Consider the following 26,203-nt stretch of genomic DNA (forward strand, 5'->3'; position numbering starts at 1 on the left):
CGACAGGTGAGGATAACCAATGAAAGCTAAGTGGCTTGCTCTGCTGTTTGTGCTGCCTTTTGCGCTGTTCTTTATTGCCTTTCAACTGGCTCCGCTGGCATGGGTGGCGGTGAGCAGTTTCTATAGCGATACCTACGAAGCCTGGGGATTCGGCAACTACCAGGATATTTTGACCTCGGCGTTTTATTTGCAGGCGATGAAATTTTCGCTGGATATCTCAATCTGGTCGAGTGTCTATGGTTTGCTGATCGCTTTAGTTGGTAGTTACTCACTTCGCCAGCTAGGCCCGACCAAACTCCATGACTTTGTAATGTCCTTTACCAATATGACCAGTAATTTTGCCGGAGTGCCGCTGGCTTTTGCCTTTGTCATTTTACTGGGGCTGAACGGCACCCTGACCTTGATAATGCGTAAATACGGGTTGATGAGCACCTTCAACCTGTACTCGAAAGATGGCCTGATTGTGCTCTATACCTATTTTCAAATTCCTCTGGGCGTACTGCTGCTCTATCCGGCCTTTGATGGCCTGCGTGATGACTGGCGCGAGTCTGCTGCTTTGCTGGGCGCGGGGCGCTGGCGGTTCTGGCGCTATATTGGCTTGCCGGTGCTGGCCCCGGCGCTGATGGGCACTTTCGTGATTTTGCTGGCCAATGCCCTGGGTGCCTATGCCACTGTCTATGCGCTGACGACCGGTAACTTTAACGTGGTACCGGTGCGGATAGCCGCGCTGGTGTCTGGTGATATCTCTCTCGATCCCAATATGGGCAGTGCGCTGGCCATGCTGCTGGTAGTGTTAATGGCCTTTATCACGCTGATCCATCAATGGCTGCTGCGCCGGAGTTATCTCAATGTTCGCTAAAGTTTATTTACAGAGTATTTCTGGGGGCAAATCATGACGCGTGCGGAAGGGATTTATCATCGGCTGGTGGTCTGGGGGTTATTTATCCTGCTGCTGTTGCCGCTGGCAGCCACCCTGATCTACGCCCTGGTGAACGAGTGGGGGGCGACCATTTTACCCACCGGCTTTACGCTGAAGTGGTTGACCGCCTTGTGGAGCGATCCGCGTTTTTTGGTGGCCCTGGGACATTCACTGTTGATTTGTTTGGGGACATTGTTGTTGTCAATGGTGCTGATCCTGCCGCTGATGTTTGTGATCGCTTACTATTTCCCACGGCTTGATGCCCTGATGAACGTGCTGATCCTGTTGCCTTTCGCCGTTCCGCCGGTGGTGTCGTCGGTGGGGTTGATGGAACTCTATTCGTCCGGGCCGCTGGAGCTGACCGGTACGCCCTGGATTTTGATCGGCTGTTATTTCACCATTGCGCTGCCGTTTATTTACCGGGCAATTTCCAACAACTTGCAAGCGATCAATATGCGCGATCTGATGGACGCGGCGCATTTACTGGGTGCCAGCACCTGGAAAGCGGCACTGTGGGTAATTTTACCCAATCTGCGCAAAGGCGGAATGATTGCCGTGCTGCTGTCGTTCTCGTTTTTAGTCGGTGAGTTTGTGTTCGCTAACCTGCTGGTGGGCAATCGTTATGAAACCTTGCAGGTCTATCTCTACAATATGCGCAATGGCAGCGGCCATTTTACCAGCGCATTGGTGATCTCCTATTTTGTGGTCGTCCTGGTGTTTACCTGGGTGGCCAATGCCTTGAATAAAGGGAAGCGCTGATTATGTCCTATTTACAGGTGACTCAACTCAACAAGCATTACGGCCCCACGCAGATTTTCAATAATATTGATTTCAGCGCCAAAGAGGGGGAGTTCGTGACGCTGCTCGGCCCCAGCGGCTGTGGTAAGTCGACGTTGCTGCGTTGTCTGGCGGGGCTGACCTCGGTCGACAGCGGACAAATTATATTGCAGGGGCAGGATATCGTGCCGCTGACGCCGCAAAAACGCGGGATTGGCATGGTGTTTCAAAGCTATGCGCTGTTCCCCAATATGACGGTAGAAGGCAACGTGGCCTTTGGCCTGAAGATGCAGAAACTGCCAGCCAGTGAAACCCAGCGCCGGGTGGCAGACGTGCTGGCGATGGTCGAGCTGAATGATTTTGCCCGTCGTTATCCTCATCAGCTTTCGGGCGGTCAGTGTCAACGGGTGGCGCTGGCACGCTCGCTGGTGACTCAGCCTCGGCTGCTGTTGCTGGATGAACCGCTGTCGGCATTGGATGCCCGTATCCGTAAGCATCTGCGTGAGCAGATCCGCCGCATTCAGCGTGAAATGAACCTGACCGCCATTTTTGTCACTCATGATCAGGAGGAAGCATTGACTATGTCGGATCGTATTGTACTGATGAATAAAGGGGAAATCGTCCAGAATGGCGATGCGGAAACCCTGTATACTGCCCCGGTGAATGTTTTTGCGGCCGGATTTATCGGCAGTTACAACTTACTTACCGCCGAACAGGCACATACGCTCACCGGGCAACACTATCGTTCCCAGGTGGCAATCAGGCCGGAATCCATCACGCTATGTGCGCCAGCCGCAGGGATCCCGGCGCGCATCATCAATCACAGCCTGCTGGGTAATGTCGTGCGTTATCGAGTGATGGCTCACAATGTCGAGCTGTTGGTGGATGTATTAAACCGATCTGTTGACGCTCTATATCATGATGGCATTGATATTGGACTACAGTTAGATCTTGATACTTTACGGGAAGTCGCATGAACCTGGCGCTATTTGATCTGGATGAAACCCTGATTAGTGGCGACTGTTCCAGTCTGTGGTCGGCCTTTATGGTTGAGCAAGGCTGGGTTGCCGACCCCGCAGCTTTTTTGCAGCAGGATGCTGAACTGATGCGCTTATATGCGCTGGGTCAGATGGATATGACCGAATATATGAACTGGACCCTGACGCCGCTGCAAGGCCGCAGCGAGGGCGAGGTAGCAACTATGGTTGATCGCTTTGTTCACGAGGTGATCGATGCCAGAGTGTACGCCGATGCGCGCGCCTGTCTGGCCGAGCATCTTGCCAAAGGCGATCGCACCCTGGTGGTCTCTGCCTCGGGCGAGCATCTGGTTGCTCCCATTGCCAACTATCTCGGCGTCAATGAGACGCTGGCCATTGGGGTTGAACGGGTTAACGGCGTGTTTACCGGCCGTACCCAGGGCGTACTGACTTACCGTGAAGGTAAAGTTACCCGGCTGATGTCGCTGTTAAATCAGGATACGACGCAGCTTGAGTTCGCCAGTTTTTATTCGGATTCCCATAATGATTTGCCGCTGTTAACCAAAGTGGGCAAACCTTGTGCTGTTAATCCGGATGCTATCCTGCTCCGACACGCCAGGCAGGCAGGATGGCCTGTATATGCCTGGCGCTAAAGGAGTCTTTGTTTAGTGTTAACTCTTCTCCATTTGCTTTCTGCTGTTTCGTTACTGGTATGGGGTACGCACATTGTGCGTACCGGCATTATGCGCGTGTTTGGGGCGAATTTGCGCCGTGTGCTCAGCAACAGTGTGGAACGAAAACCCCTGGCGTTTATTTCTGGTATTGGCGTCACCGCGCTGGTGCAAAGCAGCAACGCCACCGCCCTGCTGGTCACCTCGTTTGTGGCGCAAGGGCTGGTGGCGCTCACCCCGGCACTGGTGATTATTCTCGGTGCCGACGTGGGTACCGCGCTGATGGCGCGCGTACTGACCTTTGACCTCTCCTGGCTCTCCCCGCTGCTGATTTTTGTCGGTGTGGCTTTTTTCCTTAGTCGCAGACAGACCCGCGCCGGACAGATGGGGCGCGTCGGTATTGGTCTGGGGCTGATTTTGCTGGCGCTGGAGTTGATAGTCGCTGCTGCCACGCCGATCACCCATGCCTCCGGCGTAAAAGTGCTGTTTTCTTCGTTAACCGGTGACACCATCCTCGATGCCTTGACCGGGGCGGTATTTGCTATTGTCAGCTACTCCAGTCTGGCCGCTGTGCTGTTAACCGCCACCCTGGCGGCGACCGGGGTGATCTCGCTGAAAGTCTCCCTTTGTCTGGTGATTGGTGCCAACCTCGGCAGTGGTGTGCTGGCGATGATTAACGCCAGTAAACAGAACGCCGCGGGCCGTCGGGTGGCGATGGGCAGCCTGCTGTTTAAACTGATTGGCTGTGTGCTGGTCTTGCCCTTTATCGGGCCATTGACCGAGTTATTGGCGCGTATTGGTATTCCTGACGAAGAGTTGGTGATCTACTTCCATATGTTCTACAACCTGATCCGCTGTGTGTTGCTGGTGCCGATGGCCGGACCTATGGCCAGGATCTGCGAGCGACTGATTGCCGATGTACCTGAGGAAGATCCACGCTTGCGTCCGCGCCATCTTGACCTTAGCGCCATTGATACACCGACGCTGGCATTGGCCAACGCCGCGCGTGAAACCCTGCGCATGGGCGACGTGGTTGAGCATATGCTGATCCTGCAACATGAGGTGATGCACGGTAAGCTCACTCAGGACCGCGAAGTTCGCCGTCTTGATGATGATGTCGATGTGTTGTATACCGCCATCAAGCTCTATCTGGCGCAGATCCATAAAGGGGATTTGGGCGAGGCCGATTCTCGTCGCTGGGCAGAAATTATCGAAATGGCGCTGAATCTGGAACAGGCTGGCGATATTATCGAACGTATGACCGGCGATATTGCCGCCAAGTCCCATGCTACCCGACGTGCTTTTTCCCCCGAAGGTCTGCAAGAGTTGGACAGTCTGCATGAGAAACTGGTGGAAAATCTGCGTCTGAGCCTGTCGGTTTTTCTGTCCAACGATCTCACCAGCGCCCGGCGTTTGCGTCGTTCCAAACACCGTTTCCGCTTGCTTGACCGGCGTTATGCCCATGCCCACGTCGATCGTTTGCATCAGCATAATGTGCAAAGTATCGAGACCAGCGCGTTGCATCTCGGATTGCTTGGCGATATGAAACGCCTGAATTCGCTGTTTTGTTCAGTGGCGTATAATGTGCTGGAGCAGGATGAGAAAGACGACGAGCGTGAAGAGCTTGATGATCTGCCGGGGATCGCAAAATAACTCTTCCGGTGATTAGTAATAAAAAGCGCAGTGCTCTGTTACTTCAGACAACTGACAAAGCCTGTTATTAGGGAGAGTACACCGTTGGGGTCGTAGCGGGCTTGCCCGCCGGAGCGCCCCTAGGTGTGCTATGCCCGGGTATCTCGATCATCAAGACAACTTTGTCAGTAGAAGCGCAGTGATGGGTGGCCACTATTTCTGCGCAATACCCGCCTTTTTCACCGGTCGACCTGACCAGTAACCCGCCAGCAGCGAGCCGGACAGATTGTGCCATACCGAGAAAATGGCACCTGGCAGCGCAGCCATCGGCGTAAAGTAAATCTTACCCAGCGTGGCGGCCAGCCCGGAGTTTTGCATCCCTACTTCCAGCGCAATGGTGCGGCAGGTGGTTTCATCAAAGCCAAACAGTTTTCCGCCCCAGTAGCCGCTCAGCAAACCAATGGTGTTATGTAACATTACCGCTACCACCACGACTAACCCCACTGAACCAATCTGCGCCTGACTGCCGGCAATCACCGCGCTGATAATTGCCAGAATACAGACCATGGAAAACAGCGGCAGTATGGGCTCAATGCGTTTCACAGCTTTGGTAAACAGATGATGGATAACCAGACCGGCAAAAATCGGGATCACCACAATTTGCAGGATACTCATCAGCATACCAACCACGTCCACCTTGATATGGGTATCGACATACAGACGGGTAAGCAGCGGTGTGGCAAACACCCCGACCAGCGTCGACACCGAGGAGATGGTCACTGATAGCGCCACATCGCCCTTGGCCAGATAGATCATTACGTTGGAGGCGGTGCCGCTGGCTACGCTGCCCACCAGGATCATCCCGGCGGCAAGGTCGGCAGGCATATGGAACAGCCGGGTTAACAGCCAGGCAGCCAGCGGCATCACCAGATAGTGCAGGAAAGTAGCAGCGGCCACCGGTGCCGGTCGCGACAGCACGCGTTTGAAATCGCCAAACTCCAGGGTTACACCCATCGCAAACATAATCAGCATTAGCAGCGTGCTAACGTTGGGACCTATGGGGGTAAAGGTCGAGGGGGAATAGTAGGCGGCAACCGCCAGCAAAACGGCCCACAGCGGAAACAGGCGGGTGATCTTGGCTAACATAGCAGGGTGATCCTTATGGTCTTGTTATAATCGTTATGGCTTTTTATTAAGTATTTTTTATGCCAGACAGTTTTAACTGCTCTGCTGCCTGCAGGCAATAAAAAACCGGATCTGTCGATCCGGCCTGGTTTATTTACGCTTGCAGCCAGCCGCAGCTGAGCTTATTCAAACAGATTGCGATGCAGCGTCTGCACAACCTTATCGGCATCAGTGCCCGGTACCAGGAAGCACAGGTTAAAACTGCTGGCACCGTAACAAATCATGCGGATGTTAAATGGATCCAGCACACCAAACACCTCTTTGCCGACGCCGCAGGCCTGGGACAGCTTGTTGCCAATGATGGCAATCAGCGCCAGATCCTCTTCGACCTCAACGCGACACAGCGAAGAGAGCTCGGTCAGCAATGCTGTGGTCAGCAGGCTGTCCCCCGAGGAAGTTGACCCGGTAGTATCCAGGGTCAGCGCTACGCTGACTTCTGAGGTGGTGATCAGATCAACAGAGATATTATGGCGAGCCAGGATGCTGAACACTTCCGCCAGAAAACCCTGGGAGTGCAGCATGGTCAGGCTGTGCAGGATCAGCAGCGTTTGTTTGCGACGCAGAGCCAGCGCGCGGAACAGCGGCGGGTTCTCAGTGGTGTTACACACCAGGGTGCCGCCGGCAGACGGATCTTTGCTTGAGCCGACAAACACCGGAATACCCCGGCGCACAGCAGGCAGTAGCGTAGCCGGATGCAGCACTTTTGCGCCGAAGGTAGCCATTTCTGCCGCTTCTTCAAAGGCAATGCGATCGATACGTTTAGCCGCCGGAACCAGACGCGGGTCGGTGGTATAGATGCCGGGGACGTCGGTCCAGATATCTACGCGACTGGCATTAAGCGCTTCACCCAGCAGGGCGGCGGTATAGTCGCTGCCGCCACGGCCAAGGGTGGTGGTACGGCCTTTGGCTTCAGCACCGATAAAGCCCTGGGTAATAATCATTGCCTGTTGCAGGCGTGGCAGCAGCTGTTGGCTTGCCAGTTCGGCCAGCACTTCGGTATCCGGTTCTGCACGACCAAAGCGATCGTTGGTGCGCATTACTTTACGCACGTCAAACCACTCGGCAGCCACCTGGCGCTGGCGCATAATTTCCACGAACAGCAGGCTGGACATCATTTCGCCGTGACTGACCAGCTCATCGGTCAGTGCGGTGGAGGTCGCCAGACTCGCGGCTTCTGCCAACATCGCGATATTTTCCAGCATCCGCTCTATCTCGTCATGGATCACCGCCGGGTGATCGAGACGTTCGATAATGGCTGTCTGGATATGGCGAATTTTGTCGAGCAGGACAACCCGGCGCGTAGCCTCTTTGCCTTCGGCCAGTTCAACCAGCAGGTTGGTAATACCGGCAGAGGCGGAGAGGACCACCACGCGAACATTTGGGTTGGCAAGTACGACATCGGCGCTGCGATTCATGGCTTCGAAGTCCGCGACGCTGGTGCCACCAAATTTGGCAACGACCGTTTGACTCAGCGAAGCCTGGTCTGCGTTGCGGGGTGCTACTTGATTCATGTAAACCTCGTGTAAGGGGTCGTCATTCAGACGGCCTAAAATTGCATAATCCTTGGCACAAGGGCAGAGCGGGAAACGGGAGCAGGCGTAGAGATACTACGATACACCCAGAAGCGCTCCACCTTGCCAATAGCTCCTGGAGCTATTGCGGTGACAACCCAGAGGATTCAGCCCCTGTGGTCGATCATACCCCAGCCGTTGGGATCAGACCTCGGCGTCGCACCCCCTCATGTACCATCGCAGGATACGGTTCCTCCGATACATTACCTGGGCGACGCGCCTCTTCTGGCTTACGCGCGCGCACGCGTATAAGTTAGGAGCTTAGAAATAACGGGTTATAGGCCGTCTGTCAACGGTCTGGCCGCATCTGTCTCAGCTTTTTCAAAGATTGCTGGCGATTATTGCCTACTATTAATCTTAGTCAACAGATATTACCTATCGTAAGAAACGCAAGAAAAGGCATCTCATCTTATAAAATACGGGATACAATCAAGGCAGTTGCGCTAAATTATCGTCAAGATGTCACCTAACATTCTCAGCCTAAGAGCATTGCTATGAAAAATATCAATCCAACTCAAACCGCTGCCTGGCACTCCTTGCAGCAGCATTTCGAACAAATGAAAGATGTGCAGATTAGTCATCTGTTCGCCCAAGACAGCGACCGTTTTTCCAAGTTTTCTGCCACCTTTGACGATCAAATGCTGGTGGATTTCTCTAAAAACCGCATTACCACAGAGACCCTGGATAAGCTGCAAGCGTTGGCAAAAGAGACTCATCTGCAAGACGCCATCAAGTCGATGTTCTCCGGTGAGAAGATTAACCGCACAGAAGACCGCGCCGTACTGCATGTTGCCTTGCGTAACCGCAGCAACACGCCAATCGTGGTAGATGGCAAAGATGTGATGCCGGAAGTCAACGCCGTACTGGCCAAGATCAAGGGCTTCTGTGAACGTGTTATTGGTGGCAGCTGGAAGGGTTATACCGGCAAACCGATCACTGACGTGGTAAATATCGGTATCGGTGGTTCTGACCTCGGTCCGTTTATGGTTACCGAAGCGCTGCGCCCTTATAAAAATCACCTGAACATGCACTTTGTTTCTAACGTTGACGGCACACATATTGCCGAAACGTTGAAAGAACTGAACCCGGAAACTACCCTGTTCCTGGTGGCGTCCAAGACGTTCACCACCCAGGAAACCATGACCAACGCCCACAGCGCTCGTGACTGGTTCCTGAAAACTGCCGGTGACAATCAGCACGTGGCCAAGCACTTTGCGGCCCTGTCTACCAACGGTAAAGCGGTAGCTGAATTTGGTATCGATACAGACAACATGTTCGAATTCTGGGACTGGGTCGGTGGTCGTTACTCACTGTGGTCTGCTATTGGCCTGTCTATTGCGCTGTCAGTCGGTTTCGATAACTTCGAACAACTGCTCAGCGGCGCTCATGCCATGGACAAACACTTTGCCGAAACGCCAGCAGAGAAAAACCTGCCGGTGCTGCTGGCGCTGATTGGTATCTGGTATAACGATTTCTTTGGTACCGAAACCGAAGCCATCCTGCCATACGACCAATATATGCACCGTTTCCCGGCCTACTTCCAGCAGGGGAATATGGAGTCTAACGGTAAAAACGTTGACCGTAACGGCAACCCGACGGATTACCAGACTGGCCCGATTATCTGGGGTGAACCGGGTACCAACGGCCAGCATGCCTTTTATCAGCTGATCCACCAGGGCACTAAAATTGTGCCATGCGATTTTATCGCACCGGCCATCAGCCACAATGCATTAAGCGATCATCACGCCAAACTGTTGTCCAACTTTTTTGCGCAAACCGAAGCGCTGGCATTTGGCAAATCGCTGGAAGTGGTCGAAGCCGAGTTCGCTGCTCAGGGCAAAAAACCGGAAGACGTTAAACACGTTGCACCTTTCAAAGTATTTGCCGGCAACCGTCCAACAAACTCCATCCTGCTGCGTGAAATCACCCCGTACAGCCTGGGTGCCTTGATTGCGCTCTATGAGCACAAAATCTTTACCCAGGGCGTGATCCTCAATATCTACACCTTTGACCAATGGGGCGTAGAGTTAGGCAAACAACTGGCCAACCGTATTCTTCCTGAACTGGAAGACGGTGCCCAGGTCAGCGGACACGACAGCTCCACCAACGGTCTGATTAACTGTTTCAAAAACTGGCGCGCATAAAAACAGTCGGCGGCTAAGCGCGCGAGTGGCGAGTCGCTGATTTTTTTCTGCAAGCGATAAAAGGGCTAACTGTCTGGCGGTTGGCCCTTTTTTTATGGCAATAAACAAGCAGATAAAAAAATCTGCGGGTAAACCCACAACCCACTTTCGCCGGGCTGATGCTGTGGTATTCTTCTGCCATTGGATAAAAAATGGGATGTAGATCACATGGCGGCAACAAAGCGGGCAATGATGGTTTCGACCATTATGCAGAGTATTTTAAATGTTTTTCTCCTGGGCCTGGCAGCGATCCTGATGCTGTTTCTCGGGCGGGAAACCTACCATCTGGCGCTGGTATTATTTGTTAATAACGATCAATCTTCTTCCTATCTGTTGATTGAAGGTATCGTTATTTATTTTCTGTATTTTGAATTTATTGCCTTGATTGTTAAGTATTTTTCATCGGGTTATCATTTTCCGCTGCGCTATTTTGTCTATATTGGCATTACGGCGATTATCCGCTTTATTATTGTCGACCATAAAAGTCCGGTCGATACCCTGCTGTATACCGGCGCCATCCTGGTGTTGGTCATTACCCTGTTTTTGGCTAACAGCGAACGTCTTAAGCGTGAGTAAATAAGCCTGCCGGAAGTTTCTCGCCGGCTGGCAACGCGGGCTTGTCTTACTGCAACTGGCATAAGTTTGGGTATAGAATAGACCGTAGAAACCGATTTATTTTGGGTAGCGAGATAGCTGCCCTTAACCGCCATGGAGCTTGTTGATGTCTGAGCCTTACGTTCCTTTTCCAGATGCCATCCATTGGTTTGAACACTCGTCAGATGTCCCGCCGGCGATTGTCGATTGGTTGCTGGAGATGGGATCGATGACGCGACGCTTCGAGCAGTTTTGTGCCAAAGTCAGCGTCACCCCGCAGCGTGAATGTTTTATCGAGCCCGATCAGCTCAGCAAGGAGGAGGCCGAACAGTTACCGCCAAGCGAGCGCTATTGGCTGCGTGAAATCGTCTTGTTTGGCGATGGGCAGCCCTGGTTGCTGGGGCGTACGGTGATCCCGCTGGAAACTCTGACCGGCCCGGATCAGGCGCTGGTCGATCTTGGCACCTTGCCGCTGGGGCGCTATCTGTTTAGCGGTAATCATTTGAGCCGTGACTATATTTATCTGGGGCAGCAAGCGCAGCACTGGGCGAGGCGTTCTCGTCTTTGTCTGTCCAATAAGCCGCTGTTGTTGACCGAGATTTTTTTACCCGCTTCGCCGGTTTATAACAGCGCAGCCACGCCTGGTCTATCCAAAGCCAAAAATGATTAAGTTGAAGCCGCAAGGGGAGAATAGCAAGTTGATGGAGACCCTGATGCAAGGACAATGGCGTGATTATTGCCGCCTGATGCGTATCGATAAACCAATAGGATCCTTGCTGCTGCTGTGGCCTACGCTGTGGGCGTTATGGCTGGCCAGTAATGGGGTGCCGGATATTCACATCCTGATCGTGTTTGTCCTGGGGGTGTTTTTTATGCGTGCGGCCGGTTGTGTGGTCAACGATTATGCCGACAGAAAGATCGACGGCCATGTCAAACGCACCGCCGGACGCCCGTTGCCCAGTGGTGCAATCAGCAGCAAACAGGCAAAGATCCTCTTTGTGTTGCTGGTACTGGCGTCGTTTGGCCTGGTGCTGACCCTTAACCGCATGACCATTCTGCTTTCCCTGGTAGGCTTGGCGCTGGCGTGGGTCTATCCCTTTATGAAACGCGTCAGCCATCTGCCGCAGGTGGTACTGGGCGCGGCCTTTGGCTGGGCGATCCCGATGGGCTATATGGCGGTGATTGAATCGGTGCCTATTAGCTGCTGGCTACTGTTTGTGGCCAATATCTGCTGGACGGTGGCTTATGATACCCAGTACGCCATGGTTGACCGTGATGATGACCTGAAGATTGGCGTGAAATCCACAGCGATCCTGTTTGGCCGTTTTGATAATCTGATCATTGGCTTATTACAGTTGGCAACCCTGGTGTTAATGGCGCTGGTGGGCTATCTCAGCCATCTCGGCCCTGCCTTCTACTGGTCATTGATCCTCGCTGCCTGCCTGTTCGCCCATCAGCAAAAAATCACCGCGCAACGTCAACGTGAGCAGTGTTTTCAGGCGTTTCGCAATAATAACTACGTAGGTATGGTGCTGTTTCTGGGCATACTGCTGAGTTATTCAGGGGGCATGGCGCAATAACCCTCTGTTCGAACGGCAAAGAAAAAGCCCCGTTTATCGCAGGATAAACGGGGCTTTTTTAACTTAACGCCGCACTGTTCGTGTTAGTGGTCAGTATCACGTACATCCAGTTTGGCTTCGGTAGGCGGCACGGCCGCTACCGGTAACTCGGAAGGCATGCCAGCGCTCTCAATGGTCAGACGAATATCCGGAGTGATCAAATCGCTGAGGATGGTGTAGATCTCGCGAGTATGTTCAGGGATAGCGTCACCAATATCGTTGATATAACCTTCATCACGCAGCGTGCCTACCAGGGTGGTAAACACGGCTTTGTCGAAGAACTCCGGCGCATTGATGCCATGCAGCACCGAAAGACGCTGGGCCATAATACGGCTCTCTTTTTCCAGAGCTCCGCGGCTGATGCTGGGATTGTTGCTCAGCAGCGACAAGGTAATGGCATAACGCTGCAGGGTTTCACGTACCCCTGCCGCCAGTAACTGCAACGGCCTGCTGCGTTGCGGGTTAAGCACCAGGCTATCGCCTTCAAGCTTAATCAATCCCTGGCGTGCCAGTTCGGCGCTCAGCACATTAAGCACTTCGGGCAGATGATCTTTGCTGTAGTGCATAAACAGCTCGGCTTTGATCATTGGATAAATCAGTTCAATCTGGCGCAGCAGTTCGCCTTGAGTGACCTGGCGATGGTACATCACGATGCAGGCGATCAGCGAAGGCAGCACCAGCAGGTGGTGAATATTGTTACGATAGTAGGTCATCAGGATTGCCTGCTCACGCGGCAGAATGATGATATCGCCAATACTGTCCTTCTCGACTTCAAACTTGTTCATATGCAACGCATGATCCAACAGCTGATCGGCGCTCAGGTTCGGCACCGTGGAGTCTGCGGTATAAGGCACATTGCGCAGCAGCTGCAGGTAGCAATCAAGCTGTTCGATCAGCTGTTCCCGCGTCAGGGAGCGCTGACGCGAGGCCAGCAGCGCAGTTGAGCACAGGTTCATGGCGTTGGCGGCTGCCGAGTTGTTGATGCGCACCATAATCTGGTTGGCAATATCCTGCACCGCAGGCGTCAGCCAGCTGGGACGGTGTGCTTCGATAGGATCGATAGCGTCACGCCAGTGAGGCACGGTCTGGTTAAGATAAGGGGTTAAATGCAGTGGTTCGCCAAAGTTGACGTAGCCCTGACCCAGGTTGCGCAGTTTTCGCAAGCCATTGATCATCTGCATAAAGCTCTCTTTCTCTTTGGTCGCACCGCGTAGCTCTTTGGCGTAGGTGCCGACTTCCATGACGTGCTCGTAGCCAATATAAATCGGTACCAGCGTAATAGGACGCGAGCCGCCGCGCAGCATGGCCTGGATGGTCATGGCCAGCGTGCCGGTTTTTGGCTCCAGTAAACGTCCGGTTCGCGAGCGGCCACCTTCCACAAAGTATTCTACCGAGTAGCCACGGGTAAACAGTTCCCCCAGGTATTCGCGGAACACCGTGGAGTAAAGTTTATTGCCCTTAAAGGTACGGCGAATAAAGAACGCCCCCAGACGGCGGAAGATAGGACCGGCGGGCCAGAAGTTGAGGTTGATACCCGCAGCGATATGCGGTGGCACCAGCCCCTGGTGATAGAGCACGTAGGAGAGCAACAGATAGTCCATATGGCTGCGATGGCAGGGAACATAAACAATCTCCTGTCCATCCTGCGCCAACTGACGCACGCGCTCGGCGTTATGCACGTTGATGCCTTTATACAGACGGTTCCAGGTCCAGCTCAGCACGCGGTCGGAAAGGCGCACGGTCTCGTAACTGAAGTCGGCGGCAATCTCTTCCATTAATGCGATGGCATTTTGCTGGGCTTTATCCAGGGAGATTTTTTTACTGCGCGCTTCATCTTCAACCGCTTTTTCGATGGCTTTCGAGGCCAGCAGCTTGTTGAACAGATCCTGCCTCACCGGCAGGCGCGGCCCGACGGCAGCCAGTCTCTGCCGCGAAAAGTGCATACGCGCGACGCGAGCCAGTTTATGGGCAATGGTTTTGTCGGTGCCGTGCTCGGTGGCCATATCGCGCAGCGAGACGGTATTGGAGAAACGGACAAAACTGTCGCGCCCCAACCACAGTACGGCAAAGAATTTCTGGATACCGTTTAGTACGCGCAGATGCGGCGTTTGCTGGCCTTCACGGCCCGGAGCGCGGCCAAACATCACCGATACCGGCAGCATCTGAATATCCAGGTTAGGATTATTGCGATGCAGATCCAGATAGTCGTGGAACAGTTTCACCGACTCTTGTTTCGGCTGGAAATAGTTGAATACGCGCGGTCCTTCGCCAATAAACACATGGCTTGGCAGATGTATGCCGTCTATTTCCAGGGGAATAAGCGGATCGGGCAAATTCTGCGCCAGACATTGTGTCCGTAGCGTCAGAAGATCGGCCTTTGAGTTATAAGGTAAAACATACAGAATCGGACGGGTTGGGTCGAGACGTAGCTCGGTAACCGGATCTGTAGGAATGACCTTGCTTTTTACCAGCAATTTTAGCGGTAAATTCAATAGGGTATAATAAAGTCTACGCCAACCTGACATAAAAACGTGAAGCCTCTTGTTAGCAATTCGCCGCAAGGATACCAGAAACCCGGTATGAGATCTGTGGTGATAGGACAACGAATTCAGGTTAAAATGCCCCAAATTCTCCTTAAAAACCTAAATAAATGACAAATCAAGTCACTGGATTTACCCGAATTTATAAGGCTGCCGGGTATTCGTTAAAAGGTTTATCTGCTGCCTGGAAAAATGAAGCTGCATTTCGTCAGGAGGTTATTGTCGTCATCCCTGCCATCTTACTGGCATTTTACCTTGATGTGAGCAGCATCGAACGTATTTTAATGGTTGGCGTGATGATCCTGGTGCTGGTTGTCGAATTATTAAACAGTGCGGTCGAAGCTGCTATCGATCGTATCGGTCCCGAGATCCATCCTTTATCGGGGCGTGCCAAAGATATGGGTTCAGCGGCAGTGTTAATCACTATCCTCTTTGCCATTCTGACCTGGACAATAATCCTGGTGCCGCACTGGCGCTAAATACAGAAAGTCTGTTAATGCCTGTTTTTGTTCACTCTTAGGTTTTCATTCCCGCCTTACCTGTATATACTCACAGCTGGACTGTATAAACAACCAGGGGGCGGCATGAAAGCACTAACGACCAGACAACAAGAGGTTTATGACCTTATTCGCGATCATATCTCTACCACCGGTATGCCGCCAACCCGTGCCGAGATCGCCATGCGTCTGGGATTTCGCTCACCTAACGCTGCGGAAGAACATCTCAAGGCCCTGGCGCGCAAAGGCGTTATCGAGATTGTCTCCGGCGCTTCTCGCGGCATTCGTTTGCTGATGGAAGAAGAGTCCGGCTTACCGCTGATTGGCCGCGTTGCCGCCGGCGAACCTCTGCTGGCTACTCAACATATTGAAGCTCATTACCAGGTCGATCCGGCCATGTTTAAGCCTAACGCCGATTTCCTGCTGCGCGTCAGCGGCATGTCGATGCGTGATATCGGCATTCTCGACGGTGATTTGTTGGCGGTGCATAAAACTCAGGATGTGCGTAATGGCCAGGTTGTGGTCGCGCGTATTGATGATGAAGTCACGGTCAAACGCCTTAAAAAGCAGGGCAATATCGTGCATCTGCTGCCCGAAAACAGCGAATTCGAACCCATCGTTGTCGATCTGCGCCAACAGACCTTTAGTATTGAAGGGCTGGCTGTGGGTGTTATCCGCAATGGCGACTGGATCTAACGCTCCTCGCTGAACATCGCCATGCGTGCGCTGTTCCAGGCCTGCAAAGTTGCTTAATAACGCTTTGCCCGTCGCCCCTTGATTGGGGCGATGTTGTTTTTGGCGGTTGAAATCCTGGTTCAGCGCCTTCTTGTTCTGCCCGGATGATGGCTTTTCCCCTGCTCAGTAGTTAAAAAAACCTTGCAAAGTCCAAAGGATAAAGCACTTTTCCTGTGGTTTTATATGCTTTGGATTAATCCTAATTCTACCGTTATGACTGATCTTATCTGCAATATCAAAATTCCCTACTACAATTATTCTTGTCGAAAGGCATTTATTTTCTGATTGCCCACTGTGGCAGTGGCAGGTAAATGCAGTCTAACCTAAGCGAAACAGGAGAGTTAATGATGAATAAGGATCAGGCAGACGGTAACTGGAAACAGTTCAAAGGCAAACTGAAAGAAAAATGGGGTAAGCTGACCGACGACGACCTGACAGTGGTTGAAGGTAAACGCGACCAACTGGTTGGTAAAATCCAGGAAAGATACGGATATCAGAAAGATGCAGCTGAAAAAGAAGTGAAAGCCTGGGAAACGGACAACAAGTACCACTGGTAATCGCCGCTTATCTGGCACGCAACAATGCATCCTGAGTATAAATGCTGCTCTTACCCGGTAAGCGAACAGGATGCAGGGTACAAGGAGGTACCCAATTCTGCATTTTCTACGTTACGACTCCCCCCTACGATGATCCCCTTAACAGTGCTTCAGCGCTTTTTCACGGCAATGCTATGATCGTGTTCGCAACAATCGTGGCTGTCGCAAGATTCAATCACCGAACACTCTGCGCAAAGGCCATGGGCCTCGACCACCGAATGCCGTAGGGCAAAACCGGAGTCTTTCGCCAGCTTGCTCAGACGTTCTTCAATACCGTCGGTGGTTTTCTCGGTAACCAGTCCACAGCGATCGCAGATAAACAGCGCCGAGGTGTGGCTTGGCTCTTCAAAATGATGGCAGACCACATAACTGTTGGCGGATTCCACGCGGTGGATAAATCCCTGCTCCAGCAGAAAATCCAGTGCCCGATAGACCGTAGGCGGTTTGGCCTGCGGTTCGGTTTTGCGCAACAGGTCGAGCAGGTCATAGGCGCTGATGGCACCAGGTTGCTCCGTCATTAAACGCAACACTTCAAGCCGCTGCGGTGTCAGCCGAACGCTACGTTGCTGACATAACTGTTCAGCCTGGGTAAGGAGTTTTGCCGTAGTGGTTGAATTCATCGCGACGTCTCTGCATAAATAGAATACTGATTTTATCATGCTTCTGGAAAATCGCCGAGAGGCATGCGGCAGAACGAGCGGGCACAGCCGATGCTGAATCTTTGTTCTGTGATATAATCTGCGGTTCATTCTCGGTCTTATTGCCGAACTACGGTGGATCAGCAAGTTAAGCGCTGTTCTCCCCAAGGCAAAAGACGGGTCCGCCATAAGCCTTTTTCAGTGAATTTCAGGTCGATGTCAGAGATTACTCATCCAGATAAGCAAACCCTCGTATCAGCGGATGCTGAGACGTCTTTATCGCGCTTTTCAACACAGCGTTTCTCCATTGCCCCCATGCTGGACTGGACCGACCGCCATTGCCGTCATTTCCATCGTCTGATGAGCCGCGAAGCGCTGTTGTATACAGAGATGGTGACCACGGGTGCAATTATTCACGGTAAAGGTGACTATCTGGCGTTTGGCGAACAGGAACATCCTGTTGCCTTGCAACTGGGTGGCAGCAATCCGCAGGATCTGGCGACCTGTGCCAAACTGGCGGAACAGCGTGGCTATGACGAAATCAATTTAAATGTCGGCTGCCCGTCAGATCGCGTGCAAAACGGCATGTTCGGTGCCTGTTTGATGGCTCAGGCTACATTGGTGGCCGACTGCATTAAGGCCATGCGCGATGTGGTCTCCATTCCGGTGACGGTAAAAACGCGTATTGGCATCGACGATCAGGACAGCTATGAGTTCCTGTGCGATTTTGTGCATCAGGTCTCGACGCGGGGTGAGTGCGATACCTTTATCATCCATGCGCGTAAAGCCTGGCTGTCAGGGTTAAGTCCTAAAGAGAACCGTGAAATCCCGCCGCTGGATTATCCGCGGGTTTACCAGCTTAAACGTGATTTCCCGCAACTGACGATGGCCATTAACGGTGGTATCAAGACGTTGGAGGAAGCCAAACTGCATTTACAGCATATGGATGGCGTGATGGTGGGCCGCGAGGCTTATCAAAACCCGTCAATGCTACTGGATGTCGATAGCCAACTGTTTGGCGCTCAGGCTAACCCTCTCACCGGGCCTGACGTTATCCGCGCCCTCTATCCTTATATTGAGGCCGAGCTGGCTAAAGGGACCTATCTCGGACATATCACCCGGCATATTCTTGGCCTGTTCCAGGGGATCCCGGGAGCACGGCAGTGGCGCAGACATTTAAGCGAAAATGCCCATAAGCCAGGGGCAGGGGTGGACGTTGTCGAGCAGGCGTTAATGATGGTCACTCGTCCACAGCAGACGTCGGAATAAATTCACCAATAGTTGGTTTTTTTAACCACATTATTTTACCTGCTCACGCGGCAGGTAAAATAACACTCATAAATTCAAAGTATTAAAAATCACTTCAGTTGGCATGCTTCTTGAAAGTACTTGATATCACGATCGCGTTTTCCCGGCGAAAGTTTTTGCTGCGGCAGGCGAATTGCCGCCTGCTATTGTTGTTTGAGGAGTGATGCCATGTTGGAAGTATTATTTGTGCTCGGCTTTTTCTTTATGCTGTTGCTGACCGGCATTTCGTTGCTGGGGATGATTGCGGCGCTGATAGTCGCTTTTGCCCTGATGATGTTTGGTGGCTTGCTGGCAATTGTTATAAAAATGTTGCCATGGTTGATCCTGGCGGTGGTCGCGGTATGGATCTATCGGGCGGTCAAGCAGCCGGAAAAACTGCGTTATAACCGTCGCCGCTGGCCTTAAAGGTGGCACTTGCGGCTAACCAAGTATAAAATTCTGTCTTATCAGCGTGATAAGCTACGGCCATTCGTTAAGGGAAATGTAATATTTCAGTCATAACTTTTACTTATGTGGGATTGATCACAGCTTGAACGATAAAATGCTATTGGTGCTAATTAATCATATTTTTTAACATTGTTGGCTGTTAGGATGGATGTATCGTGAAACACGAAATGCTTTCATCACCCTCTGGCGAGGTGCAAAAATAGTTGCTTAAGCAACATCGTCTCTCCAGATTTACCTTGCAGTAACCTACAGGCAGTACCGTCCCGACCTGGCGTAATGGCAGTCAGGACAGCATAAGAGGGCTCCCTAATCGGAGCCCTTTTTGCATGCAAAGATCGCTGCGTTATCCGCGAGTATCTAAAGGGTTATTTCCCCGGTATCAACAAGCTTGAACCTGTGGTTGCCCGGCTTTCCAGCGTCTGATGGGCGGTTCTTGCCTGGGAAAGCGGAAACTTCTGCGCTTCTTTGACATCCACCTTGATGGCACCGCTGGCGATCAGCGAGAACAGCTCCTGACTGGCGGCCGTCAGCTCCTGCAGATTGGTGACATAGTTATTAAGGGAAGGGCGGGTAACAAACAGCGAGCCTTTCTGATTGAGGATTGCTAAATCCACACCGGTAACCGGTCCGGAGGCGTTGCCAAAACTGACCAGCAGACCTTGACGCTGCAGACTGTTTAACGAGTCCAGCCAGGTGCTTTTGCCCACCGAATCATAAACCACGGAGACTTTCTCACCCTGTGTCAGCTCGGCAACGCGGGCGGCGATATCTTCTTGGTGATAATTGATGGTGGCCCAGGCACCGGCCTCTTTGGCCAGTGCGGCTTTTTCGTCCGAACCGACGGTACCGATCAGCCTGGCTCCGAGCGCTTTGGCCCATTGGCAGGCGATCAGACCGACGCCCCCGGCCGCCGCGTGGAACAGGAAGGTATCACCGGCTTTGATTTTATGGGTCTGAAAGAATAAATAGTACACCGTCAGGCCCTTCAGGAAGGAGGCTGCGGCTTGCTCAAAGCTGATGCTGTCCGGCAGGATCGCCGCTTTCTGTGCCGAGAGCGTATGAAACTCGCTGTAGGAGCCAAGCGGTGCCTGGGCATAAACCACGCGATCGCCAACCTTGATATGGGTCACCCCGGCACCGACTTTGCTGACCACGCCAGCCGCTTCGCTACCCAGTCCGGAAGGAAAGGCGGCGGGGGCATAGAGCCCGCTGCGTACATAGGTATCAATATAATTGATGCCGATAGCTTTATTCTCAACCTGGATTTCGCCTTCGGCGGGATCTTGTGGTTGAAAATCAACATACTCTAAAACGTCGGGTCCACCTGTCGAGCTAAATTGAATGCGCTTGGCCATATGATATTCCTTGTGAACGAGTTTGAATTTTACCCTACGCCAATTGAATGCCACGATCTAGTCAGCCAGTGCGGCGGTTAAGACCGTTTGGAAATGAGGCATCACAAGGAATTATAATTGGGTATACTGACGCGTTATCAGCGTTCGTCCTGACTCTCAGGCCGGCGTGGCCAAGCCGGTTATTCAAAGTAGGAAAGTATTCACCAATGGCAGGAAACAACAGACCCACCAACAAACCGAACGAAACCCGCGACCGTCAGATGGAGGGGTTAAAGCTTCCACCTCATTCATTAGAGGCCGAGCAGTCTGTGCTTGGCGGGTTAATGCTCGATAACGAGCGTTGGGACAACGTGGCCGAACGCGTCGTCAGCAATGACTTTTTTAGCCGTCCGCATCGCCTGATTTTTACGGAAATGCAGCGATTGCTGGAAATGAGCAAGCCTATCGACCTTATCACGCTGTCTGAATCCCTCGAGCAGAAAGGGGATTTGGATTCGGTGGGCGGTTTTGCCTATCTGGCTGAATTATCAAAGAACACTCCCAGCGCCGCCAATATTGGTGCCTATGCCGATATCGTCCGTGAGCGCGCCGTGGTGCGTGAAATGATTTCGGTGGCCAATGAAATCGCCGATGCCGGCTATGATCCCCAGGGACGCAGCAGCGAAGACCTGCTGGATCTCGCCGAATCACGGGTATTCCAGATTGCCGAAAGCCGTGCCAATAAAGACGAAGGCCCGAAAAGCGTTGACCGCATTCTGGAAAGCACCGTCGCGCGTATTGAAGAGTTGTTCCAGCGCCCGCACGATGGCGTCACCGGCGTGTCTACCGGCTACAGCGATCTGGATAAAAAAACCGCGGGTCTGCAAAAATCAGACTTGATAATCGTCGCCGCTCGTCCTTCAATGGGGAAAACCACCTTCGCCATGAACCTGTGCGAAAATGCGGCCATGATGCAGGAAAAACCGGTGCTGATCTTCAGTCTGGAAATGCCCGGCGACCAGTTGATGATGCGTATGCTGGCATCACTGTCACGCGTTGACCAGACCCGTATTCGTACCGGCCAGCTCGACGATGAAGACTGGGCGCGCATCTCCAGTACCATGGGGATCCTGCTCGAAAAACGTAATATGTATATTGATGACTCCTCGGGTCTGACGCCAACGGAAGTGCGTTCCCGTGCGCGGCGTATTTTCCGCGAACACGGCGGCCTGAGCCTGATTATGATCGACTATTTGCAGTTGATGCGCGTTCCTTCGCTGTCGGACAACCGCACCCTGGAAATTGCCGAGATCTCCCGCTCGCTGAAAGCGTTGGCCAAAGAGCTGCAGGTGCCGGTTGTCGCCCTGTCTCAGCTTAACCGTAGCCTTGAGCAGCGTGCCGATAAACGCCCGGTCAACTCCGACCTGCGTGAATCAGGCTCCATCGAGCAGGATGCCGACTTGATCATGTTTATTTATCGTGACGAGGTCTATCACGACAACAGTGACGAGAAAGGCATTGCGCAGATTATTCTTGGTAAGCAGCGTAACGGCCCTATCGGTACGGTGCGTTTGACGTTTAACGGCCAGTGGTCGCGCTTTGATAACTATGGCGGCCCGCAATACGACGAAGACTGATCGGTTACCGGGCTAGCTTACTTGCCAGCTTGTGTCCGGGCAGTGCTCACCCTCCTCACGTACCGATGTACGCTGCGGTTGTTGCGCGCTGGCCGCATGCAATCTGCCTGCGCCGCTGACGCCCTGACGATCGAATAAAGAAAAACATCAAAATCATTAAAAGGACAAGTAATGAAAGCGGCTACAGCAGTGATCGATCGCTGCGCTCTGCGTCATAATCTGCAATGCATCCGGCATGTGGCACCGCAAAGTCGGGTGGTGGCAGTCGTGAAGGCAAACGCTTATGGACACGGTCTGATTGAGGCCGCGCGCAGTTTACAAGATGCGGATTACTACGGCGTTGCCCGCCTGAGTGAGGCGCTGGCGCTGCGTGAAGGGGGGATCCTCAAGCCGATTTTGCTGTTGGAGGGGTTTTTCTCCGCCGATGAGTTACCGCTGCTGGTAGCCCATGGCCTGGAGACGGCGGTGCACAGCGAGGAACAGCTGGCGGCGTTGGAAAACGCACAACTTGCTGCCCCGCTTAAAGTGTGGATGAAGATTGATACCGGCATGCACCGCCTGGGCGTCTCTCCCGAGCATGCCGAGGCGTTTTACCAGCGTCTGTCGCAGTGTGCCAATGTGGTTCAGCCGGTCAATATGATGAGTCATTTTAGCCGTGCCGATGAACCCGAAAGCGATTACACCCTGCAACAGTTGGCCTGTTTTCAAAGGGTAGCCAATAACAAGCCGGGCTTGAAGTCAATTGCCGCCTCCGGTGGCACTCTGCTGTGGCCTGCTGCCCATCTGGATTTGGTGCGCCCGGGGATTATCCTCTATGGCGTATCACCTTTGGGCATGCCTGACGCCAGCCATTTTCACTGTCGCCCGGCGATGACCCTGAGTTCAAGCCTGATCGCCGTTCGTCAGCACCGCGCCGGCGATCCGGTGGGATATGGCGGTACCTGGGTTAGCCCGCGCGATACTCTGTTGGGTGTAGTGGCTATCGGCTATGGTGACGGTTATCCTCGCAGCGCACCCACGGGGACGCCGGTAAGAGTGAATGGTCGCGAAGTGCCGATTGTCGGACGTGTGTCGATGGATATGATTTCTGTCGATCTCGGCCCCGATGCGCAGGATTGCGTGGGTGACGAAGTGATCCTCTGGGGGGAGGGCTTGCCGGTAGAACGTATTGCCGAAGCGACCGGTATTAGTGCCTATGAATTGATCACCGGTTTGGCCGCACGGGTGGTTCGTCTTTATTGCGGCGAGTAATAACCAGCGGGGGCGAACCTGGCCCCCATTATTTATGCATAATGACCGTCATTAATATGCCAAAATAAATCAACAGCATCATTTTCGGGTTGCTGCCGTCACGGGTAATAACCTAATAACCGCCCGAATGATGCAATATAGCGGGGAACCCTCAGTGACTCAGAGAAGGAAAAGACCCTGAGTGTTCAAAGAAACTCTGCGGGACATAATTACCGATCTCTTTTTCATGACAATATTCGATAATACTCCGCCGGTTGCAAACTCCAGATTTTTTATAAATACTCTGGGTGATATTACAAATAGTTCTCGGTGATAAATGCAATTTTTGGGCAGTATCTATACTGGAAAATCCGTGTAGCACATAAAAAAGCACTTCCCATTCTCGGGTGGTGAACATATCTGATGGCGGGCTAAAAACCAGTGAGGTGGGCGTTTTTATTTTGCTTAAATGCGTTAGCGTAATATGCTCCACCGGCCTGCCATGGAAGATGGTTCCTCGTGATATTCCCGTTTTATCCAGCAAGGGATATTTATCAAAAAACCACGGTTGAAAATAGGTATGTCCCTCAAAAGGGTGTATTTCAACCGAGGTAATACGATCCTGCAACATTTCTACTTTTCGGTCATGCAGCTGAAACGCCGCCTGAAACTCGGCCGTGGGGGCAGGCAGTTCGCCATCCAGGCGACCCTCGACGCTGAAATGAGCGGGTAAGGCCAGCAATTTATGATAGCGGGGGTTGGCATAGATAAATCGAGACAGATGATCTTTCGCTCCCCAAGGCTCTGCGCTGTCTTGCCAAAAAGATATTAATAACTTGAGTGAGTTAAAGAGACTGCTTTTCATTATATTTCCTTTTGAAGGCGCGGTTTTTTCTTATCGTGTTTCTAATTTTGGCATTTCCTCGTTCGTCAATAAATCGGCTAGGCCATATCTCCTGAGGAGAAAGGCCGATAGCTTCCGCGATGATGATTTCTCCTTTTGGCCATGGACGTATTAATGTGTTGGAGAGGGTGCTGGCCGAAAGTCCGTTTTCCCTGGATAACGCAGACAGGGAGCCTTTTACCTTTCGCACAGCGGCCAAGATATCTTGTCGATGCCAGTCTTTATTCAATCTTGATTTACTCCCTATTCTTTTATGCGAATAAATTATTGAATCTATTAAGTTGCTTGGCAATTTATTCGAACTTGTTCTGATTAATTTCCTGTATTACTTTAAGGCGAGCAATTTCAATTTCTTGATTTTTGTTGCGGAAGGTTTTAGGTATTAGATAACGATTTAATCATATCGTCCAGTTCATTATCTACTCTATATGACGCGAAAAAATGTCATAGACGCGATGTTTCTGACTTAATGATCGGAATATACAACGATTTCCCCGCCAGCCGTTCTCCTCCGGCGAGGTAATCATTAAAGGATTTAATTATCGTTTTTCGCCGTCGCCAACCATTGGCTGACAATCTGCTGATAATCGCCCTTGGCTTTGCTTAAATGCAGCCACTGATCGACATACATTTTCCAGCTAATATCATCTTTAGGTAACAGATAGGCCTTTTCACCGTATTGCAGCGGTTTTTTCACGTTAACGGCGCAAAGTTTGGGGAAACGTTTCTGCTGGAACTGTGCCTCTGAGGCATCGGTGATCATCACATCGGCCTTGTTATCCAGCAACTGCTGGAAAATGGTGACGTTATCGTGAAACAGCTCCAGATGGGCATTGGGCAGATAAGCACGAGCAAAGGCTTCGTTGGTGCCGCCAACGGGTTCGATCAAACGAACGCCGGGCTGGTTAAGCTGGGCGATGGTCTGATACTTATGCACGTCTTCACAGCGTACAAAGGGAATTTTGCCATCTTGTGCCAACACATCGGCAAACCAGGCTTTTTGCTGGCGTGCCAGCGTGACTGAAACCCCGCCCATGGCAATATCACATTTGTTGGACGTCATATCTTGCATCATGGTTTTCCAACTGGTTTTTACCCAGTTCACCTTGACGCCGAGGCTGGCTGCCAGCGATTGCGCCATGGCAATATCAATCCCTTCATATTGACCATCGGGGCGCAAATAGCTGTAAGGTTTGTAATCGCCGGTGGTGCAGACATTAAGCGATCCTTTCTGCAGCACGCGATCAAGATGGGAAGAGGTGCCTTCGGCCTGAGCCGTGGCGGTACCTGCGGCCAGCAGGGTGAGAAACAGCAGCGTTTTTTTCATGACATTTCCTTGTTGACGACGACGCTATGCAAGAGAGCATAAACAAGCTCGCAGGCAATGATTTACACCTTGCTAAAATAATGAACGCAAGTATAAGAAAAAAAAGCCGATAAGTAATGGTCAGGCAGTGTTAATCGTGCAGTGGACAAGTATCTGGCGGCATTTGCCAGCTCAGGCATAAATGGTCGGTTCAATGAATAAAAAACTGATAGTCTGTGAGTCAGGGAAGACCCGGGGGAATAACGCTTTGCCCCCTGGCAGGCAATTCCCTGTTGGTTAAAAAATAATAAAACGGGTAAGCAGCTATGTATAGCATTGATGATTATGACTTGAAAATCTTGACCTTATTGCAAGCCAATGGTCGTTTAACCAACCAGGAACTCAGTGAGATTGTGGGTTTATCTGCGTCGCAGTGTTCACGCAGAAGAATTAGCCTGGAGCAGCAGCAAATGATCCTCGGCTATCACGCCAGACTGGCACCAGAAGCGCTGGGTTTGGGGATGATAGGGTTGATAGAGGTTAGGTTAATCAATCACTTGCCTGAGTATGTCGCCAGCTTTAACCAGATGCTGGAAGAAGTGGATGCCATTATCGATGCCTATAAAACCACGGGCGATGCCGACTATTTATTAAAAGTGGCGGTGGCCGATCTGGCCGGATTAAGTGCGCTTATCAGCCATATTCTTTCTGTGCATAAAAGTGTTGCCCATGTAAAAACCTCGGTGGTGCTTAATCGTATCAAAGAAAATGGCTTATTAACGTTGCCGGATTAAGCCCTATCGCAGGCGTCATCGCCGTGAACCAGATTGGTGCGCTTTCACCAATCTGGTGCATAAAAACTGTATTTAATGCGTGAAGTAACTTAAATATTGTCGCTTATTG

25 protein-coding genes and 1 riboswitch are annotated in these 26,203 nt (G+C 52.0%); of the genes, 17 read left to right on the forward strand and 8 right to left on the reverse strand.

Annotated features, from left to right (window positions below; genetic code table 11):
- Positions 1-19 precede the first annotated feature (19 nt).
- From GW590_RS16670 to GW590_RS16690, 5 genes are read left to right on the forward strand one after another with little or no spacing between them, the layout of a single operon-like run.
- Entirely contained in the window at positions 20-859 is an 840-nt protein-coding gene (locus GW590_RS16670; protein ID WP_169404211.1) for an ABC transporter permease, read from the forward strand.
- Positions 860-892: 33 nt separating this feature from the next.
- Positions 893-1,678 (forward strand): ABC transporter permease, encoded by a 786-nt coding sequence (locus tag GW590_RS16675; RefSeq protein ID WP_169404212.1) that lies wholly within the window; start codon positions 893-895, stop codon positions 1,676-1,678.
- Positions 1,679-1,680: 2 nt separating this feature from the next.
- A complete protein-coding gene (locus GW590_RS16680) occupies positions 1,681-2,673 on the forward strand; it encodes an ABC transporter ATP-binding protein (RefSeq protein ID WP_169404213.1) in 993 nt (330 codons plus the stop codon).
- Complete coding sequence (locus tag GW590_RS16685; RefSeq protein WP_169404214.1) at positions 2,670-3,326, forward strand: HAD family hydrolase; 657 nt, start codon at positions 2,670-2,672, stop codon at positions 3,324-3,326. The genes GW590_RS16680 and GW590_RS16685 overlap by 4 nt, the downstream gene beginning before the upstream one ends.
- A gap of 15 nt (positions 3,327-3,341) precedes the next feature.
- Positions 3,342-4,997 carry a Na/Pi cotransporter family protein gene (locus GW590_RS16690; RefSeq protein WP_169404215.1) on the forward strand — a complete coding sequence of 552 codons (1,656 nt, stop codon included), beginning with the start codon at positions 3,342-3,344 and terminating at the stop codon, positions 4,995-4,997.
- A 192-nt stretch (positions 4,998-5,189) separates the two neighbouring features.
- On the opposite strand, the gene panS is transcribed toward GW590_RS16690, so the two are convergent.
- Together panS and lysC are read right to left on the reverse strand one after the other, a co-directional pair.
- Positions 5,190-6,122, reverse strand: coding sequence for a ketopantoate/pantoate/pantothenate transporter PanS (panS, locus tag GW590_RS16695; RefSeq protein ID WP_169404216.1), 933 nt, complete (start codon positions 6,120-6,122; stop codon positions 5,190-5,192).
- Between the two features lie 161 nt (positions 6,123-6,283).
- The gene (gene lysC / locus GW590_RS16700; RefSeq protein ID WP_169404217.1) at positions 6,284-7,672 is read right to left on the reverse strand and encodes a lysine-sensitive aspartokinase 3; all 1,389 of its coding nucleotides are present in this window, start codon (positions 7,670-7,672) and stop codon (positions 6,284-6,286) included.
- Between the two features lie 103 nt (positions 7,673-7,775).
- A riboswitch (Lysine riboswitch) is annotated at positions 7,776-7,965 on the reverse strand.
- 261 nt (positions 7,966-8,226) lie between these two features.
- Here lysC and pgi point away from each other — a divergent pair.
- The 4 genes from pgi (at position 8,227) to ubiA (ending at position 12,089) form a co-directional block, all read left to right on the forward strand.
- Positions 8,227-9,876: a glucose-6-phosphate isomerase gene (gene pgi / locus GW590_RS16705; RefSeq protein ID WP_169404218.1), complete on the forward strand. Its 1,650-nt coding sequence runs from the start codon at positions 8,227-8,229 to the stop codon at positions 9,874-9,876.
- A gap of 207 nt (positions 9,877-10,083) precedes the next feature.
- A complete protein-coding gene (psiE, locus tag GW590_RS16710; RefSeq protein ID WP_169404219.1) occupies positions 10,084-10,491 on the forward strand; it encodes a phosphate-starvation-inducible protein PsiE in 408 nt (135 codons plus the stop codon).
- A 145-nt stretch (positions 10,492-10,636) separates the two neighbouring features.
- Positions 10,637-11,179 carry a chorismate lyase gene (gene ubiC / locus GW590_RS16715; RefSeq protein WP_169404220.1) on the forward strand — a complete coding sequence of 181 codons (543 nt, stop codon included), beginning with the start codon at positions 10,637-10,639 and terminating at the stop codon, positions 11,177-11,179.
- Positions 11,180-11,210: 31 nt separating this feature from the next.
- The gene (gene ubiA, locus GW590_RS16720; protein WP_169404398.1) at positions 11,211-12,089 is read left to right on the forward strand and encodes a 4-hydroxybenzoate octaprenyltransferase; all 879 of its coding nucleotides are present in this window, start codon (positions 11,211-11,213) and stop codon (positions 12,087-12,089) included.
- 83 nt (positions 12,090-12,172) lie between these two features.
- Here the strand turns inward: ubiA and plsB are convergent, their stop codons facing one another.
- Positions 12,173-14,653: a glycerol-3-phosphate 1-O-acyltransferase PlsB gene (gene plsB, locus GW590_RS16725; RefSeq protein WP_169404221.1), complete on the reverse strand. Its 2,481-nt coding sequence runs from the start codon at positions 14,651-14,653 to the stop codon at positions 12,173-12,175.
- Between the two features lie 125 nt (positions 14,654-14,778).
- Between plsB and GW590_RS16730 the strand changes: the two genes are divergently transcribed.
- From GW590_RS16730 to GW590_RS16740, 3 genes are all read left to right on the forward strand, one after another.
- Complete coding sequence (locus GW590_RS16730) at positions 14,779-15,147, forward strand: diacylglycerol kinase (RefSeq protein WP_169404222.1); 369 nt, start codon at positions 14,779-14,781, stop codon at positions 15,145-15,147.
- Between the two features lie 105 nt (positions 15,148-15,252).
- The gene (lexA, locus tag GW590_RS16735) at positions 15,253-15,861 is read left to right on the forward strand and encodes a transcriptional repressor LexA (protein ID WP_169404223.1); all 609 of its coding nucleotides are present in this window, start codon (positions 15,253-15,255) and stop codon (positions 15,859-15,861) included.
- A gap of 386 nt (positions 15,862-16,247) precedes the next feature.
- Positions 16,248-16,457: a CsbD family protein gene (locus tag GW590_RS16740; RefSeq protein WP_169404399.1), complete on the forward strand. Its 210-nt coding sequence runs from the start codon at positions 16,248-16,250 to the stop codon at positions 16,455-16,457.
- 149 nt (positions 16,458-16,606) lie between these two features.
- On the opposite strand, the gene zur is transcribed toward GW590_RS16740, so the two are convergent.
- Positions 16,607-17,116, reverse strand: coding sequence for a zinc uptake transcriptional repressor Zur (zur, locus tag GW590_RS16745; protein WP_169404224.1), 510 nt, complete (start codon positions 17,114-17,116; stop codon positions 16,607-16,609).
- A gap of 234 nt (positions 17,117-17,350) precedes the next feature.
- On the opposite strand from zur, the gene dusA reads away from it, so the two are divergent.
- Positions 17,351-18,403, forward strand: coding sequence for a tRNA dihydrouridine(20/20a) synthase DusA (gene dusA, locus GW590_RS16750; protein WP_169404225.1), 1,053 nt, complete (start codon positions 17,351-17,353; stop codon positions 18,401-18,403).
- 207 nt (positions 18,404-18,610) lie between these two features.
- Entirely contained in the window at positions 18,611-18,847 is a 237-nt protein-coding gene (gene pspG / locus GW590_RS16755; protein WP_169404226.1) for an envelope stress response protein PspG, read from the forward strand.
- 407 nt (positions 18,848-19,254) lie between these two features.
- On the opposite strand, the gene GW590_RS16760 is transcribed toward pspG, so the two are convergent.
- Positions 19,255-20,244 carry a quinone oxidoreductase gene (locus GW590_RS16760; RefSeq protein WP_169404227.1) on the reverse strand — a complete coding sequence of 330 codons (990 nt, stop codon included), beginning with the start codon at positions 20,242-20,244 and terminating at the stop codon, positions 19,255-19,257.
- 206 nt (positions 20,245-20,450) lie between these two features.
- Here GW590_RS16760 and dnaB point away from each other — a divergent pair, with 206 nt between their 5' ends.
- Together dnaB and alr are read left to right on the forward strand one after the other, a co-directional pair.
- Entirely contained in the window at positions 20,451-21,860 is a 1,410-nt protein-coding gene (gene dnaB, locus GW590_RS16765) for a replicative DNA helicase (protein ID WP_169404228.1), read from the forward strand.
- A gap of 171 nt (positions 21,861-22,031) precedes the next feature.
- Positions 22,032-23,111, forward strand: coding sequence for an alanine racemase (alr, locus tag GW590_RS16770; RefSeq protein WP_169404229.1), 1,080 nt, complete (start codon positions 22,032-22,034; stop codon positions 23,109-23,111).
- A 151-nt stretch (positions 23,112-23,262) separates the two neighbouring features.
- On the opposite strand, the gene GW590_RS16775 is transcribed toward alr, so the two are convergent.
- The 3 genes from GW590_RS16775 to GW590_RS16785 all read right to left on the reverse strand — a co-directional run bounded on the left by GW590_RS16775 (position 23,263) and on the right by GW590_RS16785 (position 25,321).
- Positions 23,263-23,955, reverse strand: coding sequence for a helix-turn-helix transcriptional regulator (locus GW590_RS16775; RefSeq protein WP_169404230.1), 693 nt, complete (start codon positions 23,953-23,955; stop codon positions 23,263-23,265).
- Complete coding sequence (locus GW590_RS16780; protein ID WP_169404231.1) at positions 23,936-24,223, reverse strand: helix-turn-helix domain-containing protein; 288 nt, start codon at positions 24,221-24,223, stop codon at positions 23,936-23,938. Before GW590_RS16780 ends, GW590_RS16775 begins: the two co-directional genes overlap by 20 nt.
- A 306-nt stretch (positions 24,224-24,529) precedes the next feature.
- Positions 24,530-25,321, reverse strand: coding sequence for a transporter substrate-binding domain-containing protein (locus GW590_RS16785; RefSeq protein ID WP_169404232.1), 792 nt, complete (start codon positions 25,319-25,321; stop codon positions 24,530-24,532).
- A gap of 305 nt (positions 25,322-25,626) precedes the next feature.
- On the opposite strand from GW590_RS16785, the gene GW590_RS16790 reads away from it, so the two are divergent.
- Positions 25,627-26,094: an Lrp/AsnC family transcriptional regulator gene (locus GW590_RS16790; RefSeq protein ID WP_169404233.1), complete on the forward strand. Its 468-nt coding sequence runs from the start codon at positions 25,627-25,629 to the stop codon at positions 26,092-26,094.
- Positions 26,095-26,203 lie beyond the last annotated feature (109 nt).

This window comes from Rouxiella aceris (assembly GCF_012933545.1).
GTDB classification, from domain to species: domain Bacteria; phylum Pseudomonadota; class Gammaproteobacteria; order Enterobacterales; family Enterobacteriaceae; genus Rouxiella; species Rouxiella aceris.